At 69.4% G+C, this 14724-nt stretch carries 12 protein-coding genes; 7 read left to right on the top strand and 5 right to left on the bottom strand.

Features of this window, described 5'->3' with window-relative positions; translation table 11 throughout:
• Positions 1-145 precede the first annotated feature (145 nt).
• A complete protein-coding gene (locus AB0K52_RS25335; RefSeq protein WP_363537227.1) occupies positions 146-1399 on the bottom strand; it encodes a hypothetical protein in 1254 nt (417 codons plus the stop codon).
• A gap of 36 nt (positions 1400-1435) precedes the next feature.
• Positions 1436-2053 (bottom strand): hypothetical protein, encoded by a 618-nt coding sequence (locus tag AB0K52_RS25330; RefSeq protein WP_363537224.1) that lies wholly within the window; start codon positions 2051-2053, stop codon positions 1436-1438.
• 535 nt (positions 2054-2588) lie between these two features.
• Here AB0K52_RS25330 and AB0K52_RS25325 point away from each other — a divergent pair.
• On the top strand, positions 2589-2879 hold the full coding sequence (locus AB0K52_RS25325) for a WXG100 family type VII secretion target (RefSeq protein ID WP_363537221.1): 291 nt from the start codon (positions 2589-2591) through the stop codon (positions 2877-2879).
• A 52-nt stretch (positions 2880-2931) separates the two neighbouring features.
• Entirely contained in the window at positions 2932-3201 is a 270-nt protein-coding gene (locus tag AB0K52_RS25320; protein WP_363537218.1) for a WXG100 family type VII secretion target, read from the top strand.
• Positions 3202-3384: 183 nt separating this feature from the next.
• Here AB0K52_RS25320 and AB0K52_RS25315 read toward each other — a convergent pair whose 3' ends face one another.
• Entirely contained in the window at positions 3385-4650 is a 1266-nt protein-coding gene (locus AB0K52_RS25315; protein WP_363537215.1) for a S8 family serine peptidase, read from the bottom strand.
• A 269-nt stretch (positions 4651-4919) separates the two neighbouring features.
• Here AB0K52_RS25315 and eccE point away from each other — a divergent pair, with 269 nt between their 5' ends.
• The gene (gene eccE, locus AB0K52_RS25310) at positions 4920-6176 is read left to right on the top strand and encodes a type VII secretion protein EccE (protein WP_363537212.1); all 1257 of its coding nucleotides are present in this window, start codon (positions 4920-4922) and stop codon (positions 6174-6176) included.
• Positions 6173-7882, top strand: a complete 1710-nt coding sequence (locus AB0K52_RS25305; protein WP_363537210.1) for a hypothetical protein — start codon at positions 6173-6175, stop codon at positions 7880-7882. The genes eccE and AB0K52_RS25305 overlap by 4 nt, the downstream gene beginning before the upstream one ends.
• Positions 7883-7939: 57 nt before the next feature.
• Here AB0K52_RS25305 and AB0K52_RS25300 read toward each other — a convergent pair whose 3' ends face one another.
• Both AB0K52_RS25300 and AB0K52_RS25295 read right to left on the bottom strand, forming a co-directional pair.
• The gene (locus AB0K52_RS25300; RefSeq protein ID WP_363537207.1) at positions 7940-8851 is read right to left on the bottom strand and encodes a hypothetical protein; all 912 of its coding nucleotides are present in this window, start codon (positions 8849-8851) and stop codon (positions 7940-7942) included.
• Between the two features lie 522 nt (positions 8852-9373).
• Positions 9374-10057 carry a hypothetical protein gene (locus tag AB0K52_RS25295; RefSeq protein ID WP_363537204.1) on the bottom strand — a complete coding sequence of 228 codons (684 nt, stop codon included), beginning with the start codon at positions 10055-10057 and terminating at the stop codon, positions 9374-9376.
• Between the two features lie 542 nt (positions 10058-10599).
• Here AB0K52_RS25295 and AB0K52_RS25290 point away from each other — a divergent pair.
• From AB0K52_RS25290 to rpmA, 3 genes are all read left to right on the top strand, one after another.
• On the top strand, positions 10600-13206 hold the full coding sequence (locus AB0K52_RS25290) for an Rne/Rng family ribonuclease (protein ID WP_363537201.1): 2607 nt from the start codon (positions 10600-10602) through the stop codon (positions 13204-13206).
• A gap of 285 nt (positions 13207-13491) precedes the next feature.
• The gene (rplU, locus tag AB0K52_RS25285; protein ID WP_208496630.1) at positions 13492-13791 is read left to right on the top strand and encodes a 50S ribosomal protein L21; all 300 of its coding nucleotides are present in this window, start codon (positions 13492-13494) and stop codon (positions 13789-13791) included.
• Positions 13792-13803: 12 nt separating this feature from the next.
• Positions 13804-14073 (top strand): 50S ribosomal protein L27, encoded by a 270-nt coding sequence (gene rpmA / locus AB0K52_RS25280; RefSeq protein WP_208496629.1) that lies wholly within the window; start codon positions 13804-13806, stop codon positions 14071-14073.
• The last annotated feature ends 651 nt before the right edge of the window (positions 14074-14724 follow it).

The raw sequence follows: 14724 nt of genomic DNA, 5'->3' as shown, positions 1-14724 counted from the left end.
CCGGGGCGGCGTCGCTATCCTAACAGGCTTTTGCCCTAAACTCACGGCCCTCAGGCGCGCCGCGCATGAGGCCATTATTTTTCCGTCACTAAGCGAGGGGCGGACGGCTCAAGCCGTCCGCCCCTCACACGTCGATCAGCGGCTGTCAGTCGTCGTCATCGTCGTCGAGTTCCTCGCGACGGACGTTGTTCTGGCTCCAGTCGACATCGTCCTCCCGCAGCCAGGTTTCACGGGTGTAGGTCTCTTCGTCGTCATCGTCGTGGTACCCGGAGCGGGTGCCGCCACGGGGGTTGTTCCCGCTGCCGCCACGGCCGATCGCATTGCGGCTCGACTGCGAGAGACGGCCCCCGGTGTTACCTCGGGAGTTGCTGCCCGCGCCTGAACGAGCGGGGCTCGAGCCGGGCTTGCCGCCGTTCGCGCCGGCGCGAGCCGGGCTGGTCCCGGCGCCGCGGCCCGAGGTCGAACCGGCACCCTGGGACGGACCGAACAGCCCTGTGCCGCCAGGGAGCGAGGAGCCGCCCATGCCAGTGCCGCCAGCGGTGGTGAAGGTGCCGCCACCACCAGCGGGAATGACGCCACCGCCGGCCAGACCACCGGTCACGTTGGTGTTGTCGACGTCGTCGTAGGAACCGTAGTTCCAGTCGCCCTCAACGGGATCGAGGTCGTCGCCGGGAGCGTCCGCGAAGCCGTCGCCGTCGAGGTCCGCGGACTGGTCGGCAGGGACACTCCCCGTCGAGTTCGACGAGTTCAGCGCGGTCTCGGAGAAGATACCGCCGGTCGGCTTCGTGTAGGTGTTGTTGCCGGGCATGTCACTCGGAGGAGGCGGCGGCAGCTCGCCGAAAGTCTCCTCCTTCGCCCGTGCGTACTCGTCACCGAGGTCAGCAACGATCTGAGCCATGGCTTCGTGCCGATTGTTGAGGTCTGTCTGATACTCCTGCTGCCACTGAGTCTTCTTCGACTGCGCTTCAGCGCTTGCAGGGTCGACCTTCTTCTTGCTCTCGACCCAATCCTCGTACTCGTCGATGTACATCGGGTTGAGGGAGCCGAACTCGGGGTATGCGTTGGCCCGTTCCTGGGCGCTCTTCAGGTGTTCGGCTAGGCGGGGGATCTTCGTGTCCCCGGCCGTCTTCATGCCCTCTTCGGATTCGACGCTGTACTGCTTGACGAGTTCCATACGGCCGTGGAACTCATCCGAAGCGGGTCCGCTCCACTGCAGGCGCAGTGAAGAAACGTGCGTGGTGAGTTCCTCGCGCGCGGCCTTCATGCCGCTAGCGGCAGAGACCCAGATGTAGCCCGCTTGCTCGACGGTGTAGTCGTCGCCTTCGTGGAGCATGTCCCACAGCTGCTGGTGGGTGTACGTGCTCTTGTAGTAGTCGACGCCTTTGCCTTTGGCGGCCATCTCGACTCCTTCCTAGGGGTCAGGTCTGAACGGGGACTAGAGCACCCGGGGCTGCTCTTCGGTACCGGTGCCGGTCCCGTCGGCGCCAGGCTGATTGCCGGTGGCTGGCATGTCGTTGCCGCGGGTGTTCTCCGAGCGGGCCTCGTCCACGTCGCCGGCCGTGATGCCGCCGGCCTTGCTGTCGAACTCGCTCTGGATGTTGACCACGTCGGCCGAGACGTTGCCGTCGTTCTCCAGGTAGCTGTTCTTGATGTCCTCGCTGACCACGCGGCCCGTGTCCAGGCCGTGCACGACCCGGTCGAGTTGCTCTGCGCGCGAAGGGTAGAAGACCGTCCGGTACGCCTCCTGCAGCTCGAGCGCGTCGTCGAACCCGCCGAGCTTGAGGTTGAGCGCGTCGACCTCCTGCATGGCGCCCATGCTGAGGTAGTCCTGGTTCCAGCTCTCGCGGATGGTGACGACGGTGCCGTCGAGGACCCGGTTCCGGAAGAGCCCGAGATCCTGAATGGTCGTGTCCATCTTGGAGATGAACTCGTCGAAGGACTCCTCGGTCATCTGAGTCGTCTGGTTGGTCGCGGTGTTCGTGACCGTGTACAGGCCTTCGCTCGCGTCGTAGCTGGCTGTGTAGCCGACAGCGTCGGGGTCCGCCAACGTCATCACCTCAGTACAATCGTCGGGTTTACGGGGGATATCGACCCGGGCCGTTCGGCGTGACGCGGAGGGCAGGGTCGCTCGACTAGTGCTCAGACCAGCATACCGAGCTGCGGCCACTGAGACCGAACAGGCCGTCCCGCATGGCACGAAAGCGGGAGCAGCGGGACACCCGCCGCCACCTGGAACGTTCCCTGCCTTCGGCGACATTCGGCGGCCGGCTCGCGCCCCCTTCTGCGGCCGGCCGTTCACCCCGCTTGACCCGGTTTGCGCACCCCTTGCGTCGCAATCGAACATCCAGTCGCTCTGGCTCACCCGATCGGGGGAAGAGGACCTGCGGAGCTGGCACAAAGTGGGGATACACGGCCTCGCCCGATGCTTGTAAACTCAGAGGCGCACCGCCAACCCGGTGAGTTTGCACGGACGGGTTATGGTGACTGCGGAATCGATCGAAACTCACTGGGATACCCCTGCAGGCCTAGGTCGCTAGCGCCTCAGCCCCCGGTCTATCACTTGGAGGTGAAAAATGGCCGGTGTCGTAATGGACACAGAAACAGTCGCCCAAGCCGCGACTGACACGGTCAACGCCAAGCTCGACGTCGACGGTGAGCTCGACGCACTGAAGGCCCTGTGCGACGACCTCGCCGCGGGCTGGACTGGCCAGGGTGCCGCCGCGTTCGCCAACGTCATGCAGGCCTGGGACGCCGAGGCTGCCAAGCTCCTCGACGCGCTCCAGGACATCGCGGACAGCCTCGACTCCTCGGCCGCCCAGCAGGCGGAGCAGGACGCCGAGTCCAGCTCCGACTTCGGCGCCTTCGACGCCGAGCTCTAAGACTTCCCCCCGAAACTAAGGAAAGAGGTGAACCATGGGTTCTCGTATTTCTATGAGCTACGAGCAGCTGGAAGCCGCAACTGCTGAGATCGCGTCGCGGTCGGGCTCGATGACCAGCACGCTTGCCGATCTCCGCACCAAGCTCGACGCCCTCGAATGGGAAGGCACCGACAAGGCTGCCTACGAAGAGTCCAAGGCCCAGTGGGACGCGGCTTTCGAGAAGATCAACGACATCCTCGAAGCCGTCGGCCGCGCGGTCGACAACGCGAAGCAGCGCTACATGGACACCGAGGCGGCCAACGCCTCTCGTTTCAGCGGCTAGCAGCTTCCCCCAGCTCGAAGACGACAGGAAACCCGGGTAGTCCGCCAGGACGGCCCGGGTTTCTTCATGCCCAGGGCCGACCAAGTCTGCGGGCGGACGCCGGGAACGGGAATGGGAACGAAGACCAGGCCGGTACGCGAATGGGCGGGACCGCAGCGGTCCCGCCCATTCACCAAGCTTCGCTTACTCGGTCGCGGCCTTAGCCGGGACGATGTCGGTCTTTCGGGTGCCCGGCCGCCAGCCGCGCCTGCGGCCCTTCGGCACGATCTTCTTCAGCACCAAGACCAGCGTGACGAGCACGATCGAAGCGCCGACGCTCGCCCAGGCGATCGCCTTCTCGAGGCGCAGCGGGTCGTAGTCCGGGTCCAGGCCGACGATCGCTTCGCGGTCCTCTTCGGCGATCGGGACGGTGCTCGGCTCGCCGGTCGGCTCCTGCGACACGGTGTCCGAGGTGATCTCGGACTGGACCACCGGCGCGGTCAGAGCGGCGCCCACATTGAGAATGCCGTGCCCCTGGTAGATGTTGAACTCGTTCGGCGGGTGGATCGCGGTCTCCTGCAGGCGCTTCTGGATCCACGCCGGCGTCGCCTCGGCACCGTACTGCCCCTTGAGCAGCGCAGCCGCCCCCGCGACGAACGGCGCCGCGAAGCTCGTGCCGCTGTTGGACGCCCAGTCGCCCCCGGCGTACGGGTAGGCCAGTTCCACGCCGGGCGCCAGCAGGTCGATGTTGTTCCCGAAGTTGGTGCCGTTGTACCAGTTGCCGTCCTTGTTGTGCGCCCCCACCGCGATGACCTCGGGGTAGTTCGCCGGGTAGAACGTCTGCTTGTCCGCTTCGATGGACTCGTCGTCCATGTGTTTGGTGTCGTTGCCGGTAGCGCCCACCACGACCACGCCGTTCGCGATCGCGTTCGCGACGGCGTCCGCGAGCTCCTGCGTCTCGACCATCACCGAGGAGACGTTGATGACGTCGGCGTCATGCGCCACAGCGTCGTTGATCGCCTGAGCGACCACCTTGCTCTTCGACGAGTCGCCACCCTCGTTGTCGCCGCCGGTGAAAACCCGGATGGGCAGGATGTTCGCCTCAGGCGCGACTCCGATGAAGTCGATGGTCCCCGCCGTGCCGATCGGGCCCCCCGCCGCGATCGCCGCCACCGCCGTACCGTGCCCGTTCTGGGCCGAATCGCACTTGCCCTTGGAACTCGCGTCCCACGCGTCATAGCCACCGAGCAGGCGGGAGCCGAACACATCCTCACGGGCTCCGGCGACACCCGAGTCGATGACGGCGATCGTCACCGGCTGCCCCGCTTTGCTGCCCGTCTCGAACGTGCCGCGGTTGTACTGCTGCGCCTGCTCGAGACCGATGAAGTTCTTCGCCCACGGCCGCTGGTTCAGCGGCTCGCCGCCCTCGGGGGCCGGCACGCACGCCGCGCGCTCGTCCTCGGGCGCCATCGTGGAATCCCACCCGTCCTGCTGCGCCTGAGCAGGAGGAGCGGCAGGCGTGACGCCCAGAATGATCGTTCCGGCCGCACCCACTGCGAGAACGGCGGAAAGGAGAGGTATACGCGGGAGGAATCGCACCCGGTCAGTCTAACGCCGCGAAACCAGCGGACAGGTCCACCCGTATCCGCGCGAAACACCGGAAGGGCGGGGGACCAAGAGGTGGACTCGTCCGCATACGATGGATACGACCACTCACCTTCATCTTGGAGACGTCGCCCATGACGATGCTGCAGGCCCAACAGCAAGCTCGCGGCACCGCGTCCGTGCAAGCCCAGCAGGGGAACGGCCCGACCCCCGGCGAGTCGGTCGTGTTCACGACCCGTTCGACCGGCAGGCTCGGCCCGCTCACGGTCGCGCAGCTCATCACCATCGAGCTGGCGCTCACACTCGCGCTCGGGAGCTTCGCGCTCGGCATGATCCCCGGCGCCGCCGGCGGCGGCGTCGCGCTGATCGTCCTCGTGATCGTGTTCTGGCGCAAGGGCGACTACTGGTGGTACCAGACCTGGCCGCTCAAATCCCGCATGAAGCGGCGCATCCGCGCCCTCGACCCCGCGCAGCTCACCGAGGTCCTCCACCGCATCGCCCCCGACCTCGGCATCACCGGTATCGAGGACCGCGACGAGAACGTCGGCATCGGCCACGACAACGGCGGCTGGTTCTCCGTCATCGAGATCGGCACCACCGACGAAGGCACCAAGGCCATCCCGCTCGAGCGCCTCGAACGGCTCTTCGACGAGACCTCCGTGCCCGTCACCGCCGTCCAGCTCATCGGCCACACGACCCCGGTCGGCTTGAGCGCCTACGACAACAGCCCCGCCTCCCGCTCCTACCGCGAGCTCCTCGGCGACTACCCCGCCGTCGTCCACCACAAGGCCTGGCTCGCCGTGCGCCTCGGCGCCCGCGACGCCCGCGAGGCCACCGCCGAGCGCGGCGGCGAGGTCGACGGCGTGTACAAGGCGCTGGCGAGCACTTCGCAGCGCGTGAGCAAGCTCCTCGGGAACGTGGGCGTCCCGAACCGCATCCTCGACGCCGAGGGCGTCCGCGAAGCGGTCTCGCAGTCGCTCGGTGTGGCGTTCGCACCGGTCCCGGGCGAGCGCACCGCCGAGGAGTGGAGCCACTGGTACGCGGACGGCCTGCGCCACGTCGCCTACCGGATCACCAAGTGGCCCACCGACGCCGCGTCCCTGCACCGCACGGGCGACGCGCTCTCGGGCGTGCCCGCCGCGTTCGTGACCGTCTCGACCGTCGTCACCGCCGGCGCGAACGGCAAGGTCAACCCCGACGGCCGCGTCACCGGACGGCAGCTCGCCGTCGACGGGATCGTGCGCCTCGCCCTCGACCAGTCCTCCTGGGAGTCGGCCCAGAACCAGCTGCTGAACGTCGCCGACCAGCTCGGCGTCCGCCTGCAGCGACTCGACGGCGAGCACGGACCCGCCGCCTACGCATCCGCCCCCACCGGAGGAGGCCCCCGATGAGCGACCGCAACAGCAACGGCAACGTCTACGGCGGCGGCACCTACCAGGGCGGCACGTACCAGAGCGGCGCCCACCGCACCGGCCGTCACTCCGACGACGACGAAGAGCAGCAGGGCGGCCAGCGCCGCGCCGTCGACGACGAGTCGTCGGGCACCGCCAAGATCGGCCGCGCCGGCACCGCCGGATCGGCCACCCCGCCTCCGACGCCGAGCGCCCGCGGCGGCGCGCAGCCCCCGCAGGGCGCCGTCTACGGCCAACAGGGCCAGCCCGGTCAGACCGGCAGCCAGCCCGGCCAGCCCGGCCAGCCCGCGCAAGGCGCCGTCTACGGTGCGCGCCAAGGCCAGCAGCCCGCACCGCAGAGCCGACCGGTCTCCCCGCCGCAACCGCCGCCCAGCGCGCGAGGCGGCGCGCAGCCCCCGCGCCCGGCCCAGCAGCAGCCCGTGTCGCCGCAGCAGCAGACGCCGCGCCCGCCCGAGATGCGCCCGCCGTCGCCGCAAGGCCAAGCGCCGCAACCGGCTTCGCCCCCGCAGTACCAGCAGCCGCAGCGTCCCCCGGCCCAGCCGCCGGCCCCGGCCCGGGCCACGCCGCCTCCGGCGCAGCCCCCGGCCGCGCAGCCGCCCGCCGCGCAACCGCCCCGGCCGCAGCAGCCGCCGTACCAGCCGCCCGCCTCACCGCAGACGCAACCGCCGCAGCCGCAAGCGCAGCCGTCCCAGCCATCGGTCGCGCCGGTCTCCGCCGCGCCCGTCAGCGCCCCCTCGGTCTCCCCGGTCTCCGCGCAGCCCGTGTCCGGCCAGCCCATCTCAGGCCAGCCGTTCTCCGCGCAGCCCGCCTCGGCCCAGCCCTACTCGGGCATGCCGTACTCCGGCGCCGCCCCGATCACCGGCGGCCCGGTCAGCTCCCTGCCGACCTCGGCCGGCCTCTTCGGCATCGGCTCGGTCTCCGCCGGCCCCACCGAAGGCACCGTCTACGGACTCCCGGTCACCGACCGCGCCGTCGAGACCGCCAACGACGCGGGCCGCCCCGTCGAAGCGGTCAAGCCCGCCCCGCAGATCCCCACCCCGCGGGCCCTGGAGCTCATGACCTCCGCCAGCCCGCCCTCCGGCCTCGTCATCGGCCGCGACGCCGAGCAGGTGCCCGTCGTCGCCCCGTTCTTCCGCCCGGAGGAGACCCGCATCAACCTCATCGGCGGCGTCTACCTCGCCCGCCTGCTCGTCTTCCGCGCCTTGGCGATCGGCACCCGCGTCGCGGTATGCACCACCCGCCCGCAGGAGTGGAACGGCCTGGGCGAGACCGCGACCGGCCGCAACGACCGCCTCGCCGTCCTGCACGGCGACCAGCCCGTCACCGTCGAGGCCAGCCAGCACTCCCCGGCGCTGTACGTCTACGACGTCGGCGAGCGCGGCTCCCAGACCAAGCCCGTCCTCGGCCCCTGGCGCACCCAGCTCACCGTGCTCCCGCGCCTGACCAACTACGCGGACGAGCTCACCGGCGAGGCCCACATGACCGTCCTGCAGCGGCTCACCGCCGAAGAGGCCCAGATCGCCCGCTCGGCGATCCGCGTCAACCAGGAAGTGCTGCAATGGCTCCAGATGCTGCACGACGACATGATCGCCATGCTCCGCAAGGGCCAGAAGGAGCGGTACCTGTGGTGCTCCCCGACCTCCATCGAAGCGCAGATGTTCGGCGCGCCCATGCGCACCTACTGACCGGGACATGAAAGAGGGGCGGGGCCGATCGGCCCCGCCCCTCATCGCTTTCCGGCGCTAACTCGCGTCGCGCCAGTTCGCCAAGTACCCGTTCGCGATCGCCAGCGCCAGGTCCGTCAGACCCTGCTGGTCCATCCCGGCGTCCTCCGCCACCGAGAGCCGCACCACCGTGTACGTGTTGTCGTCCTGCACATGGAGGTGGAAGTTCGACGTCCCGCCGTCCTCGGGGACACGCGACACGGCCGCCGACTGGTCGCCGATCCCAGGCGCCGGCTCAACCAGCGTCCAGGCCTCGCCCAGCTCGCCGATGTCGCTCGTGCCGAGCTCGAAGTTGACGCTCGCCTTCGCATCCGAGTCGAAGACCGTGCTCTCCACCTCGAGCAGCGCCGTCGCCCGCTCCGCCTCGCCGTACGTCATCGAGCAGGTCTGCACCCACCCCCGGCTCTTGTCCTCGGCGTCCCCGACCGCCGTCGGCTCCGCACCGTTCACGACCGACTCGAGCGGACCCGCGTCCACCAGCGAGCACGGCTCGCCGCTGCCCTCGAACGTCAGGTTCGTCTCCGTGCCGCCCGTCGTCTCCGAGCCGTCGTCGCGGTTCATGAACCACCACACGCCGCCGCCCACGAGCGCCAGCGCCACGACCCCGCCGATGATCTTCGGGATCGGGCTCGACTTGCGCGCCCGGCTGCGCACCTTCTGGAAGTCCGAACGCCGCCGCGGCTCCTTCGGCATGTACCCGAGCCGCCCGATCGTCGTCGTCTCGCTCCCGCCGCCCCACTCGCCGCGGGACTCGTCCGCGAACGCGGTCTCCTCGAACGGCTGGTCCTTGCGCGACAGCGGCTCACCGCCCGGCCCCTGGGCCTGCGGCGCACCCGCGCCCTGAGGCGGCTGCGAGGGCGAACCGGCGCGCGGCGGCGAACCGGCACCCCGCTGGTCCTGACGCTCGGCGCGCGGCGTCGCACCCGTCACCGGCCCTTGCGGGCGCCGCGACTCATAACCCCCGTACTGCGGGGAGAACTGCTGCTGAGGGGACTGGTGCCCCGCGTATCCCGGCCCGGGCTGCTGCGGCGACTGGCCCTGCCCCTGCCCTTGACTCTGTCCCTGAAAACCGCCGCCCTGACCGCCCTGCTGCGGCCCGCGGCCGGCCGAAGGCCCGCCCGCGCGCGGCGCGCCGCCGCGCGGATCCTGCGAGGGTCGCCCCGCCTGCGGCATCGGGCGCTGGCCGCCCTGGGGTCCGCCCGCTTGGGGCCCGCCGGCCTGCGGTCCGCCGGCTCTGGGGCCGCTCTGGTACGGACCGGGCTCGCCTTGCGCTCCCTGCGGTCTGCCCGCCCGGGGCCGCCACTGGCCCGTGCCCGGCCGCTGCCCGTCCTCGGGCTGCTCGTCATAGGCCGGGCCATAGGGTGGTGTGGCGCTCACGATGATCCTCCGCGAATGATTCCCGGCGTGTCGACTTGACGCCGCGGTAGTCACCGCCAGCTTAAAGGGAGCCGCCTAATTCGCCGCTCGGGGGAGCGCGTCGACGAGGCCCGCGCCCAGTTCCTCCGTCAGCTTTCGCACATCGCCGCCCTCGGGCGGCACGCCGGTGAAGAACAGGTTGATGCTGAGCGTCGCGTTGGCGATCTGGATGTGGAGCCGCACCTGCGTCTCCTCGCCTCCGGCCACGGTCACGACCGCGGCCTGCTCGCCGATGCCGCTCACGTCCTCGGTCGTGAAGCCCTTCGAGGCCTCGAAGTCGAGCACCCCGGCGTACGCGGCCCGGCCTTTCGCGGCGTCCTCGTAGACCTGCACGGTTGAGAAGAGCGTCACCAGCCGGTACGCGTCGTCGCCGGTGTACTCGGCCGAGTAGGTGCAGTTGAAGGTGCGCACCTCTTCTTTCGAGGTCTCCTCCGGGCTGCGCGCCTGCTCCGTGTCGGCCCACGGCCCGAGCAGCTCGGGGTTCACCGAGATCGCGCACAGGTCGTCGATCTTCCCGGCCTCGACCGCGGGCTCTTCGTCGCCGCCCCCGGAGGACCAGTACAGGACGGTGGCGCCGGCGACGAGCAGGACCGCGACGACGGCGAGGACCCAGCCCACGCTCGTGAGCTGGCGGAAGAGGTCGGCACCGCGATGCCGCCCCTGGTAGGTGGAGGGTTTCCCGTCCGCCTGGGGCTCCTCGGACTTGTCCGAGTCGATCACCTGGAGTGCGATGGTCGTGTCCTTCTCTGAGGCTCGCTGCTGACGCGCCAGCAAACAGCTTATCGAGTACATGGGACACGGGCCACGCTCGCGCCGTGCCAACAACGAGGAGTCGTGTTTTCTCACCCGATCGTGACGGCGCTCATGTGGGTCCCGCGAGCGGGTGACGTGGCGGTGGGCACCGGTCAGCTGTCCGGCTCGGCGAATGACGCAGAGTGTGCGATACTCGACCTTGTCGTACCGCACACAGCTACGGACGGTGCGACCTGGAGATGTCCTGTCCGCGTCCCTCACGACGGCGACGGACTTGACCACTCGGCCGGGAAAGAGGTTGAATTCCCGGCGCGAGTTGAGGCTTTCAGTGCGGCCCGAACGGCATGATTTGAGCGCCGGAGCATGGCTCGCCAGCCTCTTGGGCGAAGCGAGCCGGATGCCGGCCTCGCCACGCCGGGAGGACCGCACTGCTGATGCCGCGCCCGTGCGGCAGCGGATGCACACCGCATCACGCGCCCGGGCGGCGGCTGGAATGGAGATTTATTCATATGCGCGAGAACGAGCCGCGCGAACAGGTTCCCGTGGTTGCGGTGACCTTCATGGCTCCTCAGAAACCCAAGAACGACGAGCCCCCGGCCGAGACGCCGCGGTCCGAGCGCCCCCGCGCCGCCGCCACCGTCGCGCCGATGTTCGCCCCCCCGCCGAAGGTCCAGCCCAAGGCTGCCGAGCCCAAGGCCGAACCCGCCAAGCGCGAGCAGCGCGAGGAAGAGCCCGAGCCGCGCCGCGGCCAGGCGAAGAAGACCCAGGCCAAGAAGGCCCAGCCCCAGGAGCAGCAGGCGACGCGAAAGCGCACCCGCAATCGCTCCGACAGCCGCGCCGCCGAGAAGACCGGCGACCGGGGCGGCCCCGAGCGGTCCGACCGCGCCTCCGACAAGCCGGAGCCGAAGGCCGAAGCCCCCGCCGTCGAGGAGTTCGACGACGACTTCGACGACGATGACGACTCCGAGGCCGGCCGCCGCCGCCGCGGCCGCCGTGGCCGCCGAGGCCGCGGCCGCGGCAAGGGCGTCGACGGCGCCTACGACGACGAGGGCGCAGAGGACGAGGACGAGACCGGCGACCATGAGGCCGACGATGAAGACGACGAGGACTCGGAGGCCGACGGCCCCGAAGTGACCCGCCGTCGCCGCCGTCGCCGCCGCCGCGCCGGCTCCGAGGACTCCGACCGCTCGCGTCCCGACGACTCGGACGACGACGCCGAAGTGGTCGTCAAGGTCCGCACCCCGCAGCGCCGCACCTCCTCGAACGAGGAAGTGCGCGGTGTCTCCGGCTCCACCCGTCTCGAGGCCAAGCGCCAGCGCCGCCGCGACGGCCGCAAGTCCGGCCGCGGCCGCGTCCAGGTCGTGAGCGAGGCCGAGTTCCTCGCCCGCCGCGAAGCGGTCGAGCGCCAGATGGTCGTCCGCGTCCGCAACGGCCGCTCCCAGGCCGCTGTCCTCGAGGACGGCATCCTCGCCGAGCACTACGTGTCGAAGTCCGGCACCCAGGGTCTGGTCGGCAACGTCTACCTCGGCAAGGTCCAGAACGTGCTCCCTAGCATGGAGGCCGCCTTCGTCGACATCGGCCGCGGCCGCAACGCCGTGCTCTACGCCGGTGAAGTGAACTGGGACGCCACCGGCCTCGCCGGCAAGGCCCGCTCCATCGAGCAGGCCCTGCGACCCGGCGACGCAGTGCTCGTCCAGGTCACCAAGGACCCGGTCGGCCACAAGGGCGCCCGCCTCACCAGCCACGTCGCTCTGTCGGGCCGCCACCTGGTCTACGTCCCGGGCGGCAACGCCTCCGGGATCTCCCGCAAGCTCCCCGACCGCGAGCGCACCCGCCTGCGCGCGGCGCTCAAGAAGCTCGTCCCCGAGAGCGCGGGCGTCATCGTGCGCACCGCGGCCGAGGGCGCCGGCCCCGAGGAGCTGGCCCGCGACATCTCCCGCCTCCAGATCGAGTGGGAGGAGATCCAGGCCAAGGCGAAGAAGGGCAACGCGCCGAGCGTGCTGCACTCCGAGCCCGACGTGCTCATCCGGGTGGTCCGCGACGTCTTCAACGAGGACTTCAAGGAGCTCCTGGTCGAGGGCGACGAGGCGTACGACGAGATCCACAAGTACCTCGAGTCGGTCTCGCCCGAGCTGCTGCCGCGGCTCAAGCGCCACACCGGCACGAAGGACGTCTTCGCCGAGATGCGCGTCGACGAGCAGCTGCTCAAGGCCCTGGACCGCAAGGTCTACCTGCCCTCCGGCGGCTCGCTCGTCATCGACCGCACCGAGGCGATGACCGTGATCGACGTCAACACCGGCCGCTTCACCGGCGAGGGCGGGAACCTCGAGGAGACCGTCACCAGGAACAACCTGGAGGCGGCCGAGGAGATCGTGCGCCAGCTGCGCCTGCGCGACATCGGCGGCATCATCGTGATCGACTTCATTGACATGGTGCTCGAGTCGAACCGCGACCTGGTGCTGCGCCGCCTGACCGAATGCCTGGGCCGGGACCGGACCAAGCACCAGGTCACCGAGGTCACCTCGCTCGGCCTGGTGCAGATGACGCGCAAGCGCGTCGGCCAGGGCCTCATCGAGGCGTTCTCCGAGCCGTGCGAGCACTGCAAGGGCCGCGGGGTCATGGTCCACACGGACGAGATCCTGGGGACCTCCCGCAAGAAGGGCAACGGCGGCGGGGGCGGCAACGCCAACGCGAACCAGTCCCAAGGCGGCCAGGGTCAGCAGAACCAGGGCGGCGGCAAGAAGAAGCGCGACCGCTCCAAGAAGCAGGACCAGCAGCAGAAGCAGCAGGACCAGCCTGAGCCGCACGTCAAGTCGGCCGCGGCCGAGACCGCGAAGATCGCCGCCGCGCTCGGCGAGCACGGCCACGAGCACGAGGACGTCGCGATCGTCGACGAGACCGACGAGCCGATCACCTCGGCGGAGTCCGACACCGCGACCGAGGTCGTCGTCGAGACCGAGCCGCTGGACCTCGCCGCCGCGACCGAGGAGGCCGTCCCCGCGGACGCCGACGAGGTCCTGGCCGAGGAGCAGACCGCCGCTGACTCGCCCACCGGGGCAGCGGAAGCCGACACCGAACCCGGCGACGAAGCCGGATCGGCGGCGTCCGAGCACTAGGACGGCCCGGCGCCGCGGACTGTGACGTTCGCGGCGCTGAGCTGATCCCGATGCCGGAACCAGCGGGTACATGACGTACCCTAGTGAGCGGCCTATAGAGCCCTCAGCTTTTCCTCTCCGGACCGCCGGGGATGAACGCGGAGCTCGATCGGCGGGCCGGCCCAGGTGACGTTCGCGGAACCGCAGGCTGGCAGGTGCACGGCACCGCGAAATTGACAGAACACCGTTCCCCTGCGGGGAACTCATTTCCCCGCACCGGGGAGGACCCAAGGAGACCGCGTCGACATGTACGCAATCGTCAAGACTGGCGGAAAGCAGTACAAGGTCGCCGAAGGAGACGTCCTCGAAGTCGAGAAGCTTCAGGGCGCGCCCGGCGACACGCTTACGCTGCCTGCGGTGTTGCTCGTCGACGAAGGCACTGTGGTCACCGACGCCTCTGGCGTCACGGTGAGCGGTGAACTTCTCGAGCACACCAAGGGCCCGAAGATCAAGATCCATAAGTACAAGAACAAGACCGGCTACCACAAGCGCCAGGGTCACCGTCAGCCGCTGACCCGCGTCAAGGTCACTGGCATCACCAAGTAAGGGGTTGGACAGATGGCACACAAGAAGGGCGCATCCAGCTCCCGCAACGGGCGCGACTCCAACTCCAAGCGACTTGGCGTCAAGCGCTTCGGCGGTCAGCACGTCAGCGCCGGCGAGATCCTGATCCGTCAGCGCGGCACCAAGTACCACCCGGGCGAGCTCGTCGGCCGCGGCGGCGACGACACGCTGTTCGCTCTGGCCGAGGGTGAAGTCCTCTTCTCCTCCAAGCGCGGCCGCAAGCTGGTCAACATCGTCCCCACCTCCACCGAGGTCGCGGCGTAAGACCTGAGCGGCAACGCTCGAAAGCATGAACAAGGGCCGGGCCCGTCGAAAGACGGACCCGGCCCTTTCGCGTACCCGCCTCCCGGCGCCGGCGCCTCGCTTCCCTTCTCCGGCACATGAACACCGATCGCAACGGGTTGTTCACCGCGAGGACCCCGGAATGTCGGACCCTTCCCCTAGGTTCGAACCAAGGACCTCGCGACGATGCGCGCGAAGCCGGCCCCGCCGACGCACCCGTTCGGACCGCCTTCTGGCCGTTCGGTTGCGTCGCAGCGGTATCGCCGCAGCTCAGCGCCATCGCGATCAAAAAGGGGACCCCCTGTTTCATGCCCTCAGAAGGGCGTGTAATGTTGTCCTAGCCCGAGGGGGAACGGAACAGAGCCGAAACGGCCTGGTCCGGAAGCCGCCGGAGACCAGCGACAAACTCACAGAGTTGAGGCGCGGTCCGAAAGCTGAATCTCGGGAATCTTTGAGACTCAATAGAGGCTCGATCGTGTGTGACACGGGTCAAGCGGCCCGAAGTTTGCAGAGCGATCTGAGACTGTTAGAGTTGAGAGGTTGCTCCGGCTGAGGCCGAATCCTTTAAGTGGATCGACTTGAGTTGGCGTGTTGTTTGAGAACTCAACAGGGTGTTTGGATGGTCAGCGTGCG

The sequence above is a fragment of the Glycomyces sp. NPDC049804 genome, from assembly GCF_040674615.1.
GTDB lineage: Bacteria > Actinomycetota > Actinomycetes > Mycobacteriales > Micromonosporaceae > Glycomyces > Glycomyces niveus.
The sequence above is the reverse complement of the archived record's forward strand: the minus strand, read 5'-3'. Positions and strand labels throughout refer to the sequence as shown.